17 protein-coding genes and 1 pseudogene are annotated in these 18,416 nt (G+C 71.1%); 10 read left to right on the forward strand and 8 right to left on the reverse strand.

Features of this window, described 5'->3' with window-relative positions:
- Positions 1-218: 218 nt before the first annotated feature.
- The 6 genes from V8690_RS07400 to V8690_RS07425 all read left to right on the forward strand — a co-directional run bounded on the left by V8690_RS07400 (position 219) and on the right by V8690_RS07425 (position 5,987).
- Positions 219-1,157 carry a hypothetical protein gene (locus tag V8690_RS07400; RefSeq protein ID WP_338776655.1) on the forward strand — a complete coding sequence of 313 codons (939 nt, stop codon included), beginning with the start codon at positions 219-221 and terminating at the stop codon, positions 1,155-1,157.
- Positions 1,158-1,295: 138 nt separating this feature from the next.
- Complete coding sequence (locus V8690_RS07405) at positions 1,296-1,883, forward strand: pyridoxamine 5'-phosphate oxidase family protein (RefSeq protein ID WP_338776656.1); 588 nt, start codon at positions 1,296-1,298, stop codon at positions 1,881-1,883.
- A 3-nt stretch (positions 1,884-1,886) separates the two neighbouring features.
- Positions 1,887-2,585, forward strand: coding sequence for a L,D-transpeptidase family protein (locus V8690_RS07410; protein WP_338776658.1), 699 nt, complete (start codon positions 1,887-1,889; stop codon positions 2,583-2,585).
- A gap of 124 nt (positions 2,586-2,709) precedes the next feature.
- The gene (locus tag V8690_RS07415; protein WP_338776660.1) at positions 2,710-4,092 is read left to right on the forward strand and encodes a ferredoxin reductase family protein; all 1,383 of its coding nucleotides are present in this window, start codon (positions 2,710-2,712) and stop codon (positions 4,090-4,092) included.
- Positions 4,093-4,132: 40 nt separating this feature from the next.
- Positions 4,133-5,191, forward strand: coding sequence for an FMN-binding protein (locus tag V8690_RS07420; RefSeq protein ID WP_338776662.1), 1,059 nt, complete (start codon positions 4,133-4,135; stop codon positions 5,189-5,191).
- Entirely contained in the window at positions 5,184-5,987 is an 804-nt protein-coding gene (locus V8690_RS07425) for an FAD:protein FMN transferase (protein WP_338776664.1), read from the forward strand. The genes V8690_RS07420 and V8690_RS07425 overlap by 8 nt, the downstream gene beginning before the upstream one ends.
- Before the next feature lie 141 nt (positions 5,988-6,128).
- On the opposite strand, the gene V8690_RS07430 is transcribed toward V8690_RS07425, so the two are convergent.
- The 5 genes from V8690_RS07430 to argC are packed head-to-tail and all read right to left on the reverse strand — an operon-like array spanning position 6,129 to position 10,974.
- On the reverse strand, positions 6,129-6,674 hold the full coding sequence (locus V8690_RS07430) for an arginine repressor (RefSeq protein WP_086561825.1): 546 nt from the start codon (positions 6,672-6,674) through the stop codon (positions 6,129-6,131).
- A 7-nt stretch (positions 6,675-6,681) separates the two neighbouring features.
- Positions 6,682-7,881, reverse strand: a complete 1,200-nt coding sequence (locus V8690_RS07435) for an acetylornithine transaminase (protein WP_338776668.1) — start codon at positions 7,879-7,881, stop codon at positions 6,682-6,684.
- A complete protein-coding gene (argB, locus tag V8690_RS07440) occupies positions 7,878-8,801 on the reverse strand; it encodes an acetylglutamate kinase (protein WP_338776670.1) in 924 nt (307 codons plus the stop codon). Before argB ends, V8690_RS07435 begins: the two co-directional genes overlap by 4 nt.
- Positions 8,798-9,949 (reverse strand): bifunctional glutamate N-acetyltransferase/amino-acid acetyltransferase ArgJ, encoded by a 1,152-nt coding sequence (gene argJ, locus V8690_RS07445; protein ID WP_338776672.1) that lies wholly within the window; start codon positions 9,947-9,949, stop codon positions 8,798-8,800. The genes argB and argJ overlap by 4 nt, the downstream gene beginning before the upstream one ends.
- Positions 9,946-10,974: an N-acetyl-gamma-glutamyl-phosphate reductase gene (argC, locus tag V8690_RS07450; protein ID WP_338776674.1), complete on the reverse strand. Its 1,029-nt coding sequence runs from the start codon at positions 10,972-10,974 to the stop codon at positions 9,946-9,948. Before argC ends, argJ begins: the two co-directional genes overlap by 4 nt.
- 208 nt (positions 10,975-11,182) lie before the next feature.
- Between argC and V8690_RS07455 the strand changes: the two genes are divergently transcribed.
- From V8690_RS07455 to V8690_RS07465, 3 genes are all read left to right on the forward strand, one after another.
- The gene (locus tag V8690_RS07455) at positions 11,183-11,704 is read left to right on the forward strand and encodes an ATP-binding protein (protein WP_338776676.1); all 522 of its coding nucleotides are present in this window, start codon (positions 11,183-11,185) and stop codon (positions 11,702-11,704) included.
- A 590-nt stretch (positions 11,705-12,294) separates the two neighbouring features.
- A complete protein-coding gene (locus V8690_RS07460) occupies positions 12,295-13,491 on the forward strand; it encodes an SMI1/KNR4 family protein (RefSeq protein WP_338776678.1) in 1,197 nt (398 codons plus the stop codon).
- A gap of 45 nt (positions 13,492-13,536) precedes the next feature.
- The gene (locus tag V8690_RS07465; RefSeq protein ID WP_338776680.1) at positions 13,537-14,205 is read left to right on the forward strand and encodes a hypothetical protein; all 669 of its coding nucleotides are present in this window, start codon (positions 13,537-13,539) and stop codon (positions 14,203-14,205) included.
- 55 nt (positions 14,206-14,260) lie between these two features.
- Here V8690_RS07465 and V8690_RS07470 read toward each other — a convergent pair whose 3' ends face one another.
- The gene (locus V8690_RS07470; RefSeq protein ID WP_338776681.1) at positions 14,261-16,744 is read right to left on the reverse strand and encodes an alpha-L-arabinofuranosidase C-terminal domain-containing protein; all 2,484 of its coding nucleotides are present in this window, start codon (positions 16,742-16,744) and stop codon (positions 14,261-14,263) included.
- 137 nt (positions 16,745-16,881) lie between these two features.
- Here V8690_RS07470 and V8690_RS07475 point away from each other — a divergent pair, with 137 nt between their 5' ends.
- Positions 16,882-17,322 carry a DUF6314 family protein gene (locus V8690_RS07475; RefSeq protein WP_338785273.1) on the forward strand — a complete coding sequence of 147 codons (441 nt, stop codon included), beginning with the start codon at positions 16,882-16,884 and terminating at the stop codon, positions 17,320-17,322.
- On the opposite strand, the pseudogene V8690_RS07480 reads toward V8690_RS07475, so the two are convergent.
- Together V8690_RS07480 and V8690_RS07485 are read right to left on the reverse strand one after the other, a co-directional pair.
- Positions 17,304-17,898: pseudogene (locus V8690_RS07480) on the reverse strand (histidine phosphatase family protein). The gene V8690_RS07475 and the pseudogene V8690_RS07480 sit on opposite strands and share 19 nt — an antisense overlap.
- Positions 17,899-17,971: 73 nt before the next feature.
- Positions 17,972-18,412, reverse strand: a complete 441-nt coding sequence (locus tag V8690_RS07485) for a GNAT family N-acetyltransferase (protein WP_338776682.1) — start codon at positions 18,410-18,412, stop codon at positions 17,972-17,974.
- Between the last annotated feature and the right edge of the window lie 4 nt (positions 18,413-18,416).

The raw sequence follows: 18,416 nt of genomic DNA on the forward strand, positions 1-18,416 counted from the left end.
ATGCCGCGATCACTCATGCTGCGATCACTAGTGTGCATGATTATGCAGACCTCCGCATGTTTCGTCAATGCGCCTCGGGTCGAGGGCCTGGTTCCGGCCATGCCGAGATGACTTTGAAGATCCTTTGAACGCGTGAAACCGCTTGCCCGTACCTCTCGCCGAACGCAGGCGCCGCGTTTGACACCGACGACACCCCCGACCCCTAGTGAGGCATCCGCATGTCCAGGGCTCTTCCGAAGTACAACAAGCGTCGCGTCGGCTTCATCGGCGGCGCCGCCGCGGTGGCACTGTCCGGCACGGTGATCGCCGGCTTCGCCCTCGCCGGGGAGACGCCCGACAGCGGCGGGACGAACGCCCGGACGCTGGCGGGTCCCGGCACCATCACGTGCCCGGACGTCACCGGCCAGCTGCCGGCGATCCCGGCCTCGGCCCAGGCCGAGGTCGACCGCAACCTCGCCCAGCTCGCCACCCAGATCGAGGAGGCCAACAAGCGCCTCGTCGACACCGTCGGCCAGGGCGGGCCCAACTTCGTCCAGAACGCCATCCTCGGCCCGCTGGAGGACAAGCGCGTCGCCGCCCTGAACCGCATCGAGACCGCCATCGGGCGTGCCGCCGAGAAGCCGGAGGGGCTGGAGGCCTTCGCCGCCTGCCAGCTCAACGCGGACGGCGGCGCCGGAGCGGGCGAGGCCGCGGGTGGAGAGGCGGGCGCCGGTGAGGAGGCCGGTGCCGGTGAGGAGGCCGGTGCCGAAGCCGGTGCGGGCGCCGAAGCCGGTGCGGGCGCCGAGGCCGGCGCAGGTGCCGAAGCGGGCGCGGGCGAGGAAGCCGGTGCGGGCGCGGGTGCGGACGAGGCGGGGAACGCCGGCGCCGGCACGATCACCTGCCCGGACGTCGCCTCCCAGCTGCCGGCGATCCCGGCCTCGGCCCAGGCCGAGGTCGACCGCAACCTGGCGTTGCTGGACACGCAGGTCGCGGAGGCCAACAAGCGCCTCGTCGACACCGTCGGCCAGGGCGGCCCCAACTTCGTCCAGAACGCCATCCTCGGCCCGCTGGAGGACAAGCGGATCGCCACCGTCAACCGCATCGCCACGGCCATCGGCCGCACGGCCGAAAAGCCGGCGGGCCTGGACTCCCTGGCCGCCTGCTCGCTCACCAAGTGAGGTGACAGGCACTGTGGCCGCCCCGTGTGAGCGCCGGCCGGGGCGGCCACGGGCAGGCGCCGGGGGCGGGGTCCGGCAGAGGTGACCGGATGCCGCAGTTCTTAGACAGTCGAAATACCTGCGCCCATAATCGGTGACATGGGAAAAACTCATGAGCGCATAGAAGGCCGGCTCCGCTCGTTCATCGAGGCGCAGCCGGTCTTCTTCACCGCCACCGCTCCCCTGTCCGCCGACGGCACGGTCAACCTCTCCCCCAAGGGCCTCAAGGGCTCCTTCGCGGTGCTCGACGACCACACGGTGGCCTACCTCGACTTCGCCGGCTCAACCGCCGAGACCGTCGCCCATCTGCGGGAGAACGGGCGGATCACCCTGATGTGGTGCGCCTTCCAGGGCCCGCCGAACATCGTCCGTGTGCACGGCCGGGGAGAGCCGGTCTTCCGCGACGACCCCCGCTTCGGGGAGCTGCTCGGCCACTTCCCGGACATCGACCCGGCACAGCACGGGCTGCGCGCGATCATCGTCGTCACGGCCGAACTCGTCCGCGACAGCTGCGGCTACGCCGTGCCCTTCATGGCGTACGAGGCGGACCGCGACCTGCACGGCAAGCGTTTCGCACGCGAGGACGACGCGTCGCTCAGCGAGTACTTCACCAAGAAGGAGCACATCGCGACCAGCCTGGACGGACTACCCGGGCTGCCGTTGCCGCTGCCGCCCTCTACGGTCTGAGGCATGCGCCCCGGTGCCGTCGCCCTCGCCGTCTCCTGTCTCGCCGTGCTCGGCGCCGGGCCGCCCGCCCCGTCGTCCCCGCTGCCGGCCCGGATGGCGGACACCGGCGGCGGCACCCAGCTGATCACCGCGGTGGCCCCGGGGACGGCCTCGACGACGGGCACGGTCACCTGGTGGGACCTCAGGGACGGGCGGTGGGTGCGGGTGGGTTCCGCGCCCGCGCGGTTCGGAGCGAACGGGCTGGTCGAGGGCGCGTCCCGCAGACAGGGCACGAACACGACACCCACTGGTCTGTACGGCCTGCCGTACGCCTTCGGCATCAAGGCGGCGCCGCGCGGGACGGCGTACAAGTACCGCCGGGTGCACCGGGACTCCTGGTGGTGCCAGGACAACGACTCCCGCTCCTACAACCGCTGGACCGAGCCCCGTGCGGACGACTGCCGGGCCGCCGAGTCCGAGCACCTGATCACCTACGGCGAGCGGTACGCGCACGCGCTCGTCATCGGCTTCAACTACGAGCGTCCCGTGCGCGGTCGCGGCGCGGGCATCTTTCTCCATGTCAAGGGGCGTGGGGCGACGGCCGGTTGCGTGTCCGTGCCGAAGGGCGCGATGCGGACGATCCTCACCTGGGCCGACCCGGCGAAGCGCCCCCACATCGCCGTCGGGACGGCGAGCGGGGTCACCGCCGTCACCCGCTACTAGGGCCCCGGCACTGTCCGGGTTACCGCCGGTCACTCCCGTGCGCACACGACTCGGTACGCGGCTGAACACTCCCGTGCCCCGGCACGTATCTGTGGGCCAAGGGTCAAGTCCCCACGGAGGAACCGTGACCACCACGCTCGCAGGCGGCCGTGCCGCCCGCCGCCAGACGATGCGCCGCATCCGCCCGCGCCGCTCCCCGGCCGTCCCGCTGCTGATCGCCCTGTGGGCGGGTGCGGCGGCCGTGCTGTGGCTGTGGTGGGACAACACACCGTCCCTCGCGGACACCTCGGCCAAGATCCTGGCCGCGGGCCGGATCACCGGCCTGCTCGCCGGCTACCTCATGGCGCTCGTGGTGCTCCAGATGGCCCGGGTGCCCTCGCTGGAGCGGCGGGTGGGCACCGACCGGGTCGCCCGCTGGCACGCCATGACCGGCCGCTACACGCTCTTCTTGGTCCTCGCCCACGTCTTCCTCACCATGTGGGGCTACGCCCTCCAGGCGGGCAAGGGGCTCGGCGCCATCGTCCAGCAGACGACCGACTCCATCAACCAGCTGCCGGACATGGGCAAGGCCGCCATCGGCACGGGCCTGCTGTTCGTCATCGGGATCCTCTCGATCGGCGGCGTCCGCCGTCTGATCGGCTACGACACCTGGTACCACGTGCACCTGCTCACCTACGCGGCGGTGTACCTGACGTTCTGGCACCAGATCACCACCGGCAACGAGTTCGCCGTCGAGCCCGCCGCCAAGACCTTCTGGTACGGGCTGTACGGCGCGGTGACCGCGCTCGTCCTCTGGTACCGGATCCTCACCCCGATCCGCCTGAACCTGCGGCATCGGATGCGGGTCGAGGCGGTCATCGAGGAGACCCCGGGCATCGTGTCCGTGCTGATCGGCGGGCGCAAGCTGCACCGGATGGGCGCGGAGGCGGGCCAGTTCTTCCGCTGGCGGTTCAAGGCGCCCGGCATGCGCTTCAGTTCGCACCCGTACTCCCTGTCGGCGGCGCCCCGCCCGGACATGCTGCGGATCACCGTCAAGGCGATCGGCGACCACACCTCCCGGCTGCGCGAGCTCAAGCCCGGCACCAAGGTGTGGGCGGAGGGCCCGTACGGCGCGATGACCGCGCAGCGCCGCAGCCGCGGCAAGGTCCTGCTGGTCGCGGGCGGTGTCGGCATCACTCCGATGCGGGCCCTGTTCGAGACCCTGCCGGGCGCCTCCGGCGACATCACGCTGCTCTACCGGGCCAACAGCACCCAGGACCTGGCCCTGTGGGGCGAGCTCGCCAAGATCGCCGACGAGCGCGGCGCACGGCTGATGTACGCGGTCAACAGCCCCGACGGGGAACGCCCCGACATCTCCGCGGAGTCCCTCCGGCGGAAGATCCCGGACATCGAGAACCACGACGTCTTCATGTGCGGGCCGCCCGGCTTCGCGCAGTCGGTGTACGAGGCACTGCGCGGTGCGGGAGTCCCCGCCCGCCGTATCCACCACGAGTCGTTCGAGATGTGAGCGACGGGACATCAACGGCCCTTCAGGAGCTTGAGAAACGATGAGGAAGTCTCACCCCGTCCGGCGTGCCGTGCTCGCCGGCGCAGCCACCGTCTCCGGGATCGTGCTGCTGCTGTCACTGAAGCCGGCCTCCGACCCGGGCTCCGCCCAGGCCGCAAGCGGTCAGCTCCCGCCCGCGGCCGCCGGGCAGGCCCCGCAGGGCGGCGTGAACGGCGCGGTCACCGGTGACGCGGTGCAGACGCAGTACGGCGCGGTGCAGGTACGCCTGACCATGAGCAACGGCAAGATCACTCAGGCCGAGGCGGTCCAGGCGCCCAAGGGCGGCCGCAGCGACCAGATCACCGCCAGCTCCGTGCCCCGCCTCAACCAGGCGGCCGTCGCCGCCCAGAACGCGGACATCGACGCCGTGTCCGGGGCGACGTACACCAGCGCCGGCTACAAGAAGTCCCTCCAGTCGGCCCTGGACAAGGCCAAGGCCTCGGCCGGCGGCGCGCAGGGCTCGGGCAACGCCCAGACCGTGACCGGCGATGTCGCGCAGACGCAGTACGGCCCGGTCCAGGTCCGTATCACCGTCGCCGGCGGCAAAGTCACCAAGGCCGAGGCGGTCCAGGCGCCCAAGGGCGGCCGCAGCGACCAGATCACCGCCAGCTCCGTGCCCCGCCTCAACCAGGCGGCCGTCGCGACGGGGAGCGCGGAGATCGACGCGGTCTCGGGCGCCACGTACACCAGCGCGGGCTACAGGAAGTCGCTCCAGTCCGCCCTGGACAAGGCTCCGGCAGGGGGCAGCTCCTCCCAGGCCGCCGGCTCCGGGGGCGGCCAGGCCCAGACTCAGACGCTCACCGGCAGCGTGGCGCAGACGCAGTACGGCCCGGTCCAGGTCCGTATCACCGTCACTGGCGGCAAGGTCACCAAGGCCGAAGCCGTCCAGGCCCCCAAGGGCGGCCGCAGCGACCAGATCACCTCCGCCTCCGTGCCCCGCCTCAACCAGGCAGCGGTCGCGGCCGGAAACGCGCAGATCGACGCCGTCTCCGGAGCCACCTACACCAGCGCCGGCTACAGGCAGTCCCTCCAGTCGGCTCTGGACCAGGCCGATGGCTGACACGGTGGCCGACTCCGCACAGGCTCCCGCCGCGGTACGTCATGCGGAGGAGACGATGGGGACCGTCTTCTCCCTCGACGTCCGCGGCGGGGAACCCGAGGCCGTGCGCTCGGCGGTGGACGAGGCCGTCGCCGGGCTGCACAGGGTCGACGAGGTGTTCAGCACCTACCGCGAGGACAGCCAGATCTCCCGGCTGCAACGCGGTGCGCTGACGGTCGAGGAGTGCGATCCCGAGGTCGCCGAGGTCCTGGAGCTGGCGGCCGAGGCGGAGCGGCTGAGCGACGGCTGGTTCAGCACGTCGTACGGGGGTCGCCTCGATCCGACCGGCATCGTGAAGGGCTGGGCGGTCGAGCGGGCGGCGCGACTGCTGGCGGCGGTGCCGGGAGTGTGCGGGGTGAGCGTCAACGGCGGCGGCGATGTGCAGTTGCTCGGGGTGCCGGGTTCGCAGCGGCCGTGGCGGGTCGGGGTCTCGGATCCCCTGCGGCCCGGAGGTCTCGCCGCGGTGATATCCGCCGCCGGGGTGGACGAGCTGGCCGTGGCCACGTCCGGGAGCGCCGAGCGGGGCGCGCATATCGTCGATCCGCGTACGGGGCGTTCGGCCGTGACCGACCTCGTCGCCGTGACCGTGGTGGGGCCTCGGCTGACGTGGGCGGACTGCTGGGCCACGGCGGCGTTCGCGATGGGGTCGCGGGAGGGGCTGGCTTGGCTGGAGTCGCTGCCGGGGGTTGAGGCACTGTTGATCACGGCTGGTGATGAGGTGCGCTGTACTGGGGGGTTGGCTGCGCGGCTGGGGTGAGTGGGGCTGGGGGCGGGAAGTTTCGCTCACCGCGCTGGCTGGGCGCCGCTGCGCCCACCCGTGCCGCCCTCAGCGGACGATTGCCCGCAGCCAGGGCGGAGTACGCGAACGGCACAGCCCCCCGGACACCTCTCTCGGCGCTCAGTGCCCGTTCTGCGCCAACCTCAGCAAGTGGTCGGCCAGCGCCTGCCCCCCGTCAGGATTCCGGCTGATCAACAGCAACGTGTCGTCACCCGCGATCGTCCCCAGGATGTCGTGCAGCTCGGCCTGGTCGATCGCCGACGCCAGGAACTGCGCGGCGCCCGGAGGAGTCCGCAGGACCACGAGGTTCGCCGAAGCCTCCGCGGAGATCAGCAGCTCCTGCGACAACCGCCGCATCCGCTCCTCCTTCGCCGACCCTCCCAACGGAGCGCGCGGCGTGCGGAAACCGCCCTCGCTCGGCACCGCGTAGATCAGGTCGCCGTCGGCGTTGCGGATCTTCACCGCGTTCAGCTCGTCCAGGTCCCGGGAGAGCGTCGCCTGCGTGACGCTCAGCCCGTCGTCGGCGAGCAGCTTCGCCAGCTGGCTCTGCGACCGCACGGGCTGCCGGTTGAGGATGTCCACGATCCGGCGGTGGCGTGCGGTGCGGGTCTGCGGCACGGCGGGCCCGTTCGCCCCCGGCTGCTCGTGGTCCTGCGCCTGGCTCATCGTCGTCTCATTCCCCGGATCGTCCGTCCCCGTCAGCTGCTGCGTCGAGGACGCCGGGCAGCGCCCGGAGGAAGGCGTCCACCTCGTCGTCGCCGATGTTCAGCGGCGGCATGAGCCGTACGACATCGGGGGCGGGCGCGTTCACCAGGAGGCCGGCGTCCTGAGCCGCCTGTTGCACCTGGGGCGCGAGCGGCTCGGTGAGCACGATACCCAGGAGGAGACCCGCACCCCGGACGAAATCGATCAACTCGTGGCCCAGGCCCTCGATCCCGTCCCGCAACTTCTCGCTCTGCCGCTTGACGTTCTCCAGCAACCCCTCGTTCTCGATGGTGTCCAGGACGGCGAGCCCGGCGGCGCAGGCGACGGGGTTGCCGCCGAAGGTCGTGCCGTGGTGGCCGGGCTGGAGCAGCTCGGCGGCGCGCCCGAAGGCGACGGTCGCGCCGAGCGGCAGTCCGCCGCCGAGGCCCTTGGCGAGGGTGACGACATCGGGCAGCACGCCCTCGTGGGCCTGGTACTCGAACCAGTGGCCGGTCCGGCCGACGCCGGTCTGCACCTCGTCGAGGACGAGCAGCGCGCCGGTGGCGGCGGTGATGGCCCGGGCGGCCTTGAGGTAGCCGGCCGGGGGGACCACGACCCCGTTCTCGCCCTGGATCGGCTCGATGACCACGAGGGCCGTCTCGTCCGTCACCGCGGCGGCCAGCGCCTGCGCGTCGCCGTAGGGGACGTGCGTGACGTCGCCGGGCATGGGCAGGAAAGGTTCCCGCTTGCCGGGCTGGCCGGTGAGCGCGAGGGCGCCCATGGTGCGGCCGTGGAAGCCGCCCTGGGTCGCGACCATGTGGGTCCGCCCGGTGAGCCGGCCGATCTTGAAGGCGCCCTCGTTCGCCTCGGCGCCGGAGTTGCAGAAGTAGACCTTGCCGTCGCGGCCGAAGAGCCGGAGCAGCCGTTCGGCGAGCGCGACCGGCGGCTCGGCGACGAACAGGTTGGAGACATGGCCGAGGGAGGCGATCTGCCGGCTCACGGCCTCGACGACGGCCGGATGGGCGTGGCCGAGCGCGTTGACCGCGATGCCGCCGACGAAGTCCAGGTACTGCGTGCCGTCGGCGTCCCACAGCTTGGTGCCCTCACCGCGGACGAGCGGGAGCCTCGGGGTGCCGTAGTTGTTCATGAGGGCGCCCTGCCACCGCGCTGTCAGTTCCTGGTTGCTCACGACTCCCCCTGTTCGCCCGGTTCCTCGGGCTTCTCGTCGGCCACGACCATCGTGCCGATCCCCTCGTCGGTGAAGATCTCCAGCAGGATCGAGTGCTGGACCCGGCCGTCGATGACCCGGGCGGTGGTGACGCCGCCCCGCACGGCGTGCAGGCAGCCCTCCATCTTCGGCACCATGCCGGAGGACAGGTCCGGCAGCAGCCGCTCCAGCTCGGAGGCGGTGAGGCGGCTGATCACCTCGTCGCTGTTCGGCCAGTCCTCGTAGAGTCCCTCGACGTCCGTGAGGACCATGAGGGTTTCGGCGCCCAGTGCAGCAGCGAGTGCCGCAGCCGCCGTATCAGCATTGACGTTGTAGACATGTCCGTCGTCCTGGGAGCGGGCGATCGAGGAGACGACCGGGATGCGGCCGTCGGCGAGCAGGGCCTCGATCGCGCCCGTGTCGATCGCGGTGATCTCGCCCACCCGCCCGATGTCGACGAGTTGGCCGTCGATCTCGGGCTGGTGCTTGGTGGCGGTGATGGTGTGCGCGTCCTCGCCCGTCAGGCCGACGGCGAGCGGTCCGTGCTGGTTGAGCAGCCCGACCAGCTCCCGCTGCACCTGCCCGGCCAGCACCATCCGTACGACGTCCATGGCGTCCTCGGTGGTCACCCTCAGGCCCGCCTTGAACTCACTGACGATGCCGTGCTGGTCGAGGGCGGCGCTGATCTGCGGGCCGCCGCCGTGCACGACGACGGGCTTGAGGCCGGCGTGGTGCAGGAACACCACGTCCTGGGCGAAGGCGGCCTTCAGGTCCTCGTCGACCATGGCGTTGCCGCCGAACTTGATGACGACCGTCTTGCCGTTGTGCCGGACCAGCCACGGCAACGCCTCGATGAGGATCTGCGCCTTGGGCAGGGCGGTGTGTTTGCGGGTAGTGCTCATGACGAATACGCGCTGTTCTCGTGGACGTAGTCCGCGGTGAGGTCGTTGGTCCAGATGGTGGCGGTCTGGTCGCCCGCGGCGAGGTCGGCGACGATGTGCACCTCGCGGAAGCGCATGTCGACCTTGTCGCGGTCCTCGCCGACCCCGCCGTTCTTACAGACCCAGACGCCGTTGATGGCGACGTTCAGCCGGTCGGGCTCGAAGGCGGCCTTCGTGGTGCCGATCGCGGAGAGCACGCGGCCCCAGTTGGGGTCCTCGCCGTGGATCGCGCACTTCAGGAGGTTGTTGCGGGCGATGGAGCGGCCCACCTCGACAGCGTCGTCCTCGGTCGCGGCGTTGATCACCTCGACCTTGATGTCCTTGCTGGCACCCTCGGCGTCCCGGATCAGCTGCTGGCCGAGGTCGTCGCAGACCTGCCGGACGGCCTCGGCGAACTCCGCGTACCCGGGGGTGACGCCGGCGGCCCCGGAGGCGAGGAGCAGCACGGTGTCGTTGGTGGACATGCAGCCGTCGGAGTCGACCCGATCGAAGGTCGTACGGGTGGCTGCCCGCAGGGCCTTGTCGAGTACGTCGTCGTCCAGGTCCGCGTCGGTGGTGAGGACGACGAGCATGGTGGCGAGGCCGGGGGCGAGCATGCCCGCGCCCTTGGCCATGCCGCCGACGGTCCAGCCGTCCTTGGTCACGACGGACGTCTTGTGGACGGTGTCGGTGGTCTTGATGGCGATGGCGGCCTTCTCGCCGCCGTGCTCACTCAGGGACGAGGCTGCCTTCTCGACGCCCGGCAGCAGCTTGTCCATCGGCAGGAGCACGCCGATGAGGCCGGTCGAGCAGACGGCGACCTCGATGGCGCCCCGTCCGAGGACCTCGGCGACCTTCTCGGCCGTCGCGTGGGTGTCCTGGAAGCCCTTCGGGCCCGTGCAGGCGTTGGCGCCGCCCGAGTTGAGGACGACGGCGGACACCTGGCCGCTCTTGAGCACCTGCTCGGACCACAGCACCGGGGCGGCCTTCACACGGTTGGAGGTGAAGACGCCGGCGGCGGCGCGGCGGGGCCCGGTGTTGACCACGAGGGCCAGGTCGGGGTTGCCGTTCTCCTTGATCCCGGCGGCGATGCCCGCCGCCGTGAATCCCTTCGCTGCCGTCACACTCACGGCGCAACTCCGATCGTCGTCAGTCCGGTGGTCTCGTCGAGCCCCAGGGCGATGTTCATGCTCTGGACGGCACCGCCGGCGGTGCCCTTGGTGAGGTTGTCGATGGCGCTGATCACGATGATCCGTCCGGCGGCCTCGTCGTACGCGACCTGCACCTGAACGGCGTTCGAACCGCAGACGGACGCCGTGGTGGGCCACTGCCCCTCGGGCAGCAGGTGCACGAAGGGCTCGTCGGCGAAGGCCTTCTCATAGGCGGCGCGCAGGGACTCGGCGGTGACCCCGTCCGTCGCCTTCGCGCTGCACGTGGCGAGGATGCCGCGGGGCATCGGGGCGAGAGTCGGCGTGAAGGAGACGGAGACCGGCTCGCCGGCGGCCGCGCTGAGGTTCTGGGTGATCTCGGGGGTGTGCCGGTGCCCGCCGCCGACGCCGTACGGGGACATGGAGCCCATGACCTCACTGCCGAGCAGGTGCGGCTTGGGTGCCTTGCCCGCGCCGGAGGTGCCGGACGCGGCGACGATCACGGCCTCGGTCCCGGCGAGCCCTGCGGCGTAGGCCGGGAAGAGCGCCAGCGACACGGCCGTGGGGTAGCAGCCGGGCACCGCGACGCGCTTGGACCCCTCCAGCGCGGCGCGGGCGCCCGGCAGTTCGGGAAGGCCGTAGGGCCAGGTTCCGGCGTGCGGCGAGCCGTAGAACCGCTCCCAGGCGGCGGCGTCCGTCAGCCGGAAGTCGGCGCCCATGTCGATCACCAGCACGTCCGGCCCGAGCTTCTCGGCGACGGCCGCGGACTGCCCGTGCGGCAGCGCGAGGAACACGACGTCGTGCCCGGCGAGGACCTCGGGGGTGGTCTCCTGGAGCACTCGCCCGGCCAGGGGCAGCAGGTGCGGCTGGAGCGCACCGAGCTTCTGCCCCGCGTTCGAGTTGCCGGTCAGGGCGCCGATCTCGACCTCGGGGTGCGCCAGGAGCAGACGCAGCAGTTCCCCACCCGCGTATCCACTCGCTCCGGCCACTGCCGCACGTACCGCCATGGAACCTCCTCCTTAGAGGGCATGACTATACGTTTCTCTGCACGTTTATGCAATTCTGAGCGCGTGACTTTTCCGGGGCTGAACGGTCTGCGGCGGGCACCCGGTGACCCGCGCCGATGAACACCGAAGCCGTACCGGTCTTCTGCCGTGCCCGTCCTGTGACGTGCTCGGCACCGGCCCGCGGCACGCACACCGCTAGCGTCGGCCCATGATCGTATGGCTCAACGGCACCCATGGCGCGGGCAAGACGACGACCAGTGCACTGGTGCAGCCGCTCCTGACGGATTCACGGGTGTTCGACGCCGAGAAGGTCGGCGAAACACTCATGGACATCAGGCCGGGACTGCCCGAGACGGACAACTTCCAGCACTGGCCGCCATGGCGGCCGCTCGTAGTCGAGACCGCCCGCCGTGTACTCGCCTACACCGGCGGCACTCTGGTGATCCCCATGACGGTCCTGGTCGAGGAGTACTGGCGCGAGATCAGCACGGGCCTCGCCCAACATGCCATTCCGGTACGCCACTTCGTCCTGCACGCCGACCAGGACACCCTCCGCGGGCGCATCGAGGGGGACACTGTGCTCGGCCCCTCCTCATTCCGTCTCAAATATCTCGAGCCCTACGCGGAGGCGGCCCGCACGTGGCTGCACGACGAGGCCGAGGTCGTCGACACCACCCACCTCACGCCCGACCAAGCCGCCCTGCGGATCGCGGAGGCCGTCAAGGGCTGAGGCTTGATCCGCCCTGGCTGGGACAGCACCTCGCCGTCTCAACCGACGCTCGGCCCCGCCGCGTAACCTGCCCCCAGTGGGCAACACCTTCCGCGCAGGAGACGACAGCCTCTATCTGCCCAACGGAGGCACCGAGGTCTTCGTCGAGGTGCTGACGCTCGCCGTGTCGGCACTGGCCGAGCACCCCTGGGAGCACCGGTTCGCGGGCATGCTGGCGTGGCAGGACCAGAACGTCATGGGGCGGGGTGCGGTCGGGTTCGACCTGACGGACATCGACTGGGGCGAGTCCGGCGAGGAGCGGGCGACGACCAAGGCCTTCGTGCTGCGCGGCCGCGCAGCGGCACCGCTGGGACGAACTCGGCTACGAGCCGCCGTTCGCCGACGAGTATGTGCGGCGGTTCCGGGAGATCGTCGCGGCCTTCGATCCGGCCACGGCGACTCCACGGCAGGACGCGTTCCCGGACGACGGATGCGTCGCCTGCTGCGCGCGGCACCGGGTGCTGAGCGCGCTGCCGTACTGGGAGGGATGCGTGTTCTGTCACCGGTGACAGAATCGGCGGCCCAGCCGATGATCATCCCGGAGGGCCCGAGTGACCCTGGATCTGGCCGGCTTCACCAAGCCGCACGCCGAGCGCCCGCCCGCGCCCGTCCCCGTCGACTGGGCGGCCGTCGAGGAGTGGCTCGGGATGCGGCTGCCGGACGACTACAAGCGGCTGGCCGACCGGTACGGGCCGGTGGACTTCGGTGAGTTCCTCTGGATCCACGTGCCCTGCGCCGACGGACGCTTCGACTACGGCGAGTGGCTGCGGCAGACCCACCGCGAGGCGCGCATCGAGGCGCGTGAGCTGCCGGAGGACGAGCGGCCGGCCGTGCACCCCGTACCCGGCGGGCTGCTGGCCTGGGGCGAGAGCCGGGGCAGCGACACCCTGTTCTGGGACACCTCCGCCTCGGACGACCCCGACGAGTGGACGGTGGTCGTACGGCACACCGGAGTGGTGCCCGGCAGCGGACTGCTCCCCTGGCACCGGTACGACCTCACCCTCACGGAATACCTGCGGCACACCGTCCGCGACAGCTGGGAGACGCCGTCACCGCCCGGCCCGCTGATGGGCCCGCTGCCCGGCACCCTCGCCCGCACCGCCTTCCTGGACGCCGCCGGGCCCTGGACCCCGCCGGCCCCCACCGAGCCCCGCCTCACCGAGGCCGAGCGCCGCGTCGCCCTGGAGACCGGCACCGGCCTCGCCGCCCTGCGTCTGCTGACCCCGCCGCCCGAGCGGCCGTACCTCGGCGACGGCACCTGGGAGGGGCTGTTCGACACGCTGGGTTCCCGGCTGCCGAGGGAGTACGTGGAGCTCATGGAGGTGTACGGCGCCGGCTCCTGGAGCGGGTGGCTGCGCTTCCAGGCACCCCTGCGGACGGCCGCGCCGCGCTTCCCCGCGTTCGTCGAGGAGACGCTGGAGGCGTACGAGGAGCTGAGGAAGGGGTTCCCGGACTGGTACCCGCTGGCCACCTGGCCCGCGCCCGGCGGTTTCCTGCCCTTCGCCGACTCCATCGACGGCGACCACCTCGGCTGGCTCGCGCAGGGGGACGACCCCGACGCCTGGCCGCTGGTCTTCTGGCCCCGGCACGCGGACCAGGGGCCTGCTCTGGAGGGCGGGCTGCTGGACACGCTGCTCGCCTGGCAGCGCGGCAGGCTCGTCACGCCCGGCCTGTGCGCCTGGGACGAGGAGGACGACCCCGTGGAGTTCGCCGCTTTCGAGCCCTGGGACGACAGCGCCCACGCGTGAGCCCCGCCTGCCGGGCGCGCCGGCCGGCCCGCGATGATGATCTTCATGACACCGATCACCGGCCTGGACCTGACCGGCTTCACCGAGCGTGAGCCCGGCGTGTGGACCGACGAGCGGGGGCTCGTCCTCTCGGTCCACTTCTTCCCCCTCGTACCGGACCTTCCGGCCTCGCTGGAGGAACCCGACCGGCTGCGCTTCGGTCTCGCGCAGGGCGCTGCAGGGGCGGGCGGGGGGCTCATCGAGGCGGTGCTCGGCGCCATGGACGGCGTGCCCGCGGTCCGGCAGCTCATCAAGGTGCCCCGGCCGACCGGGCACGGCCAGGTCTTCCTCGGTTCGTGGACCGTCCCGAAGGCCGGCTGCAGCACGGTCCTGAAAGCGCAGGCCGCCGAGGGCGCGACGACCGGGATGCGGGAAGCGATGGTCATGGCCCAGGTGGGCCCCGCCGACTACTTCCGGCCGCACCCCTACGCGCCCGGCCTGGGCGGCGGACTGCCGTACCACGTGGGCGACCACGAGCAGTGGGACGCGCAGTTCCCCGACCACCCGCTCACCCTGGTCCGCGCCGCCCTGAACCGGATCACGCCGACCGTCACGCTCGACGACCGGTTCAAGATCCTGCCGCCGTTCGGCACACCGGCCGCACCGACGGCATCTGCGGCCGAGCCACGGCCCGAGAAGCGCGGCTGGTTCGGCCGCCGCAGGAACCAGGGCTGAGACGAGCGCGGGCTGCCGCCCCTTGGACGGCAGCCCGCGGACCCGGTCCCGGCGGTTACCTCTGCTTGATCCGCAGGAAGGTGACGGAGTTCGCCGGGAAGGTGTAGGTGAACTTCCCGGCCACGCCACGGAAGGTGGAGGTCACCGGCGTCACCGGCGTGTCCGTCTCCGTGTTGACGGCGTCCTGGTCGGCGGCCAGCGTGGTCACGCGGGCGGTGGAGGCGACCTTGGCGCCACCCAGGTCGACGGCCGTGCGGGCCTCGGCGGACTGGGCGTTGACGACCTTGACGATCAGGTCACCGGTCTTGGCGTCCTTGGTGACGACCTGGCGGAACGGCTCGGCCGGCTTGTCGTCCTTGAAGCTGCCCCACTCCTTGCCGTCCAGGAACAGGGTGACCTGACGGCCGCGGATCTTGATGTCGATGTCGTAGGCGCGGCCCGTCTCGATCGACCCGGCCTTCGTCATCAGCGTGCCCTTGCCGCCGTCGACGGCCTGCTCGATCGCGGACTGGGTGTTGTTCCAGCCGCCCAGGTTCCACCAGTAGAAGTTGCCGGTGTCCTTGACGCCGAAGGCGACGAGGAAGCCCTCGTTGCCGGACTTCTTGGTGGCCTTCACATGCAGGTCGTAGTCCTTCCAGGCCGGGTCGCCCGCCGTGACCATGGTGTTCTCGGCGGCGGTGTCGGTCTGGACGTACTGCCCGTCCTGGATGCTCCAGCTGCCCCGGCCGCTGGTGGTCCACTTCGAGGCGTCAGCGGAGAAGTCGTCGCTGAGCAGGGTCGAGCCGTCGGCCGCGGTGACCTTCACGTCGTCGTACGCGGCGCTGGTCGCCCACGTGGACAGGCCGACGGCACCCGTGATCGGGCCGCTGACGTTCGGCGTGGTGGTGGCCTTCGACGGGACGACGCGGTCGCCGACGTTGGTCATGAACAGCTTCTGGACCTCGTAGTTGGCCGAGTTCCAGGAGGCCCGGTTGTTGAACCAGATCATGTCCGGCCGCCACTGGACGTAGTCCTCGTTGGCGAGCAGCGGGGCGTAGGAGGCCAGCTTGACGATGTCCGCGTTGCGCTCCAGGCCGGTCATGAAGGCGGCCTCGGCGAGGCCGTTCTTCCAGGCGTTGCCCTGGGAGGCGTACTCGCCGAGGAAGACCTTGGGGCCCTGGCGGTCGTAGGAGTCGTAGCGGTCGTTGTTCTGGAGGAACCAGTTCGGGCTGTTGTAGTAGTGCTCGTCGACCATGTCGACGTTGCCCTCGCGGTTGAGCTGCCAGGCCGTGTCGAAGGTCGTGCCGGCGTCGTCCGGGCCAGAGTTGGAGATGACGGTGATGTCCGGGTACTTGGCCTCGATGGCGGCCCGGAACTGCTGGAAGCGGGCGAAGAACTCCTTCGGGAGGTTCTCCTCGTTGCCGACCCCGATGTGGGTCAGGTGGAAGGGCTTGGGGTGGCCCATCTGCGCGCGGACCTTGCCCCACTTGGAGGTCGCCGGGCCGTTGGCGAACTCGATGAGGTCGAGGGTGTCCTGGATGTGCCGCTTGAGCAGCGCGTCGTCCTCGGTGGCCTTGTTCTGGCCGCAGCCGGTCACCAGGGCCGGGACGACGGGCAGCGGCATGGCGCCGATGTCCTCGGAGAAGCGGAAGTACTCGTAGTAGCCGAGGCCGTAGCTCTGGTTGTAGCCCCAGAAGTTGGCGTTGGTGGCGCGCTGCTCTACGGGGCCGATGGTGTCCTTCCACTGGTAGCTGCGCTTGCGCTGCCAGTTCGAGGCCTCGCTGTAGTCCTCCATGGAGCCGGTGTTGACCAGGCAGCCGCCGGGGAAGCGCACGAAGCCCGGCTTCAGGGCGGCGATCTTCTCGGCGAGGTCCTTGCGCAGGCCGTTCGGCTGGTTCTTGTAGGTGTCGCGCGGGAAGAGCGATATCTCGTCGAGCGCGGCGGCGTTCGTCGAGGCCACGGCGAGGCGGCCGCGGTTGCTGGTGCGGGTCGCGGTGAAGGTGGCCTTGTACTTGGCCCAGCCGCCCTTGACGGCCACCTGCCGAGCGGTCGCCAGCGTGCCTGCCGTGTCCTTGAGGGAGACGGTCAGCGTGCTGCCGCTCTCGGCGCGGGCCCACACGGAGAAGTCGTACTTCTTGCCCTGCTCGACCCGGATGCCGGTGTTGTAGCCGGCGTTCGTCACGGAGGAACCGGCGCCCAGGGACAGGTAGTTGCGGTTGCGCTCGTTGAGGCGGCCCGAGTCGTTCACGACCTCGGCCGTGCCGCCGACCGTCCACGAGGTCAGGGGCGTGTAGGAGCCGTTGTCCGCGGTGGAGTACTCGAAGGAGCGGTTCTGCACGAGCTCGGCGTACAGACCGCCGTCGGCGGCCCGGTTGATGTCCTCGAAGAAGACGCCGTACATCGTGTCGTCGATCGCCGCACCCTGGGCGGACGGGTCGACGGTGATCGCGTAGTCGGTGACGTCCTCGGCGTGCGCGGGGGCCGGTACGAGGGCTGCTGCCGTCAGGAGGGCGGTGGTCGTGAGACCGATTCTCCATCGGGTGCGGGCGGTGCGTGGCATGGATACTCCGCGGCTCTCTGGTAGAGGAGTGTTCGAAATATCAGACGTTGATCAGCACTTCGAACGGCAAGATAGGGAGGGGACCGATGCGCGTCAATGGGTCGCGCAGCAACGATTGGGACGGAGAGCGGTACGAGATGGGCGAGTTCTGGCCGGTGCCGGACGTACTGGCTTACCTGGCCGGGCGATGGCGGGTGGCCAGGGCGGTGCGGGATCTCGCGAACGGCGAGCAGGGGGAGTTCTCGGGAACTACCGTCTTCGCCGCTAAGGAGGACGGCGGGCTGCTGCACCAGGAGTCCGGAACCTTCGTCTGGCAGGGCGTCGCCCGGCCCGCCGGGCGGACGCTGCGGTTCCTGCCGGGCCCGGGCGGCACGGCGCACGTGCGGTTCGCGGACGGGCGGCCGTTCCACGACCTGGACCTCACGTCCGGACGGCACATCGCCGACCACCCCTGCGCGGCGGACCTCTACCGCGGCGAGTTCACCGTCCGCGACCCGGACCACTGGCGAACGGTGTGGCACGTACGCGGCCCGGCAAAGGACCTGGTGCTCCGCACGGACTACGCACGCGAGGCTTGAGCCGACACCCCGTCGAAGCGCAGGTTCCAGCGCCCCGCGCGGCCCGTCACGGCGGTCGTCGACAGCGGGCGGACGTCGATGTTCCAGTACGTCGAGGGCGGTGCCTTCAGGGCGTACACCAGGGCGGCTCGGATCACGGACGGCTCGGCGACCGCCACCACCCGGCAGCCGTCCTCGACGGGCCGAGTGTCGAGCCAGCCGCCGACGCGGCTGATGAAGTCCACCAGCGACTCACCACCGTGCGGCGTGGCGCTCGGGTCGGCGAGCCAGGCGTCCACCGCCTCCGGCTCCCGGGCCATCGCCTCGCCCAGGGTCAGCCCGCGCCACCGGCCCATGTCGCAGTCCCGCAGGCCGAGTTGCACGAGCGGAGCGTACCCGAGCCCCTCCCCCGTCGCACGGCTGCGCGGAGTCGGTGAGCAGTAGCGCAGCTCGGCCCGCGGCCAGCGGCAGCAGCTCGTGGGCGACGCGCTCCACCTCGCTCCAGCCGGCCTGGTCCAGCGGTCGGTCGTCCTCGAAGCGCTCGGCGAGCAGCGGGGAGCTGCGCGCGGCGGCGACGAACGTGACCCGAAGTGGCATGCGGCGATCGTGAGTGCCGCAAGTGCGCAGGTCAAGAGGCGTTATCAGGGAGTTACCCAGGGTGCACCGGCCCTCACGGGCCGAAGACGAGCGCCATCCATTCCTCGGGCCGTTCCAGTGCCGCGAACCCGTGCTTCGCGTAGACACCGTGCGCGTCGTGCGTGGCGAGCAGCACGCGCCGCACCCCGCACTCCCGCAGCTCGTCCCGTACGGCCGCGACGAGCACGCTGCCGACCCCCTTGCCGCGCACCGACGGGTCGACGTACACGTCGCACAGCCACCCGAAGGTCGCCCGGTCGGTGATCACCCGGGCATACGCCACCTGCTCGCCCGACACCGTCTCGTACACGCCGAAGTTGAGGGAGCCCTCGATCGCCCGGTCCTGCTTCTCGCGTGGGCGGCCCAGCGCCCAGTACGCGTCGGTGGACAGCCAGTGGTGGACCCGCGCGGCGTCGACGCGGGCGGGGTCGGTGGAGATCTCGTAGCCCTCGGGCAGGCTCGGCACGTCGGTCATGACG

The sequence above is a fragment of the Streptomyces sp. DG1A-41 genome (assembly GCF_037055355.1).
Classification (GTDB): Bacteria; Actinomycetota; Actinomycetes; order Streptomycetales; family Streptomycetaceae; genus Streptomyces.

Excerpts from the sequence above, each read along its gene's own strand:
- V8690_RS07455 (WP_338776676.1), top strand. The coding sequence starts at position 11,183 with ATGATCGTATGGCTCAACGGCACCCATGGCGCGGGCAAGACGACGACC.
- V8690_RS07400 (WP_338776655.1), top strand. The coding sequence starts at position 219 with ATGTCCAGGGCTCTTCCGAAGTACAACAAGCGTCGCGTCGGCTTCATC.
- V8690_RS07465 (WP_338776680.1), top strand. The coding sequence starts at position 13,537 with ATGACACCGATCACCGGCCTGGACCTGACCGGCTTCACCGAGCGTGAG.
- V8690_RS07425 (WP_338776664.1), top strand. The coding sequence starts at position 5,184 with ATGGCTGACACGGTGGCCGACTCCGCACAGGCTCCCGCCGCGGTACGT.
- V8690_RS07485 (WP_338776682.1), bottom strand. The coding sequence starts at position 18,412 with ATGACCGACGTGCCGAGCCTGCCCGAGGGCTACGAGATCTCCACCGAC.
- V8690_RS07405 (WP_338776656.1), top strand. The coding sequence starts at position 1,296 with ATGGGAAAAACTCATGAGCGCATAGAAGGCCGGCTCCGCTCGTTCATC.
- argB (WP_338776670.1), bottom strand. The coding sequence starts at position 8,801 with ATGAGCACTACCCGCAAACACACCGCCCTGCCCAAGGCGCAGATCCTC.
- V8690_RS07475 (WP_338785273.1), top strand. The coding sequence starts at position 16,882 with ATGGGCGAGTTCTGGCCGGTGCCGGACGTACTGGCTTACCTGGCCGGG.
- V8690_RS07420 (WP_338776662.1), top strand. The coding sequence starts at position 4,133 with ATGAGGAAGTCTCACCCCGTCCGGCGTGCCGTGCTCGCCGGCGCAGCC.
- V8690_RS07470 (WP_338776681.1), bottom strand. The coding sequence starts at position 16,744 with ATGCCACGCACCGCCCGCACCCGATGGAGAATCGGTCTCACGACCACC.
- V8690_RS07430 (WP_086561825.1), bottom strand. The coding sequence starts at position 6,674 with ATGAGCCAGGCGCAGGACCACGAGCAGCCGGGGGCGAACGGGCCCGCC.
- argC (WP_338776674.1), bottom strand. The coding sequence starts at position 10,974 with ATGGCGGTACGTGCGGCAGTGGCCGGAGCGAGTGGATACGCGGGTGGG.
- V8690_RS07410 (WP_338776658.1), top strand. The coding sequence starts at position 1,887 with ATGCGCCCCGGTGCCGTCGCCCTCGCCGTCTCCTGTCTCGCCGTGCTC.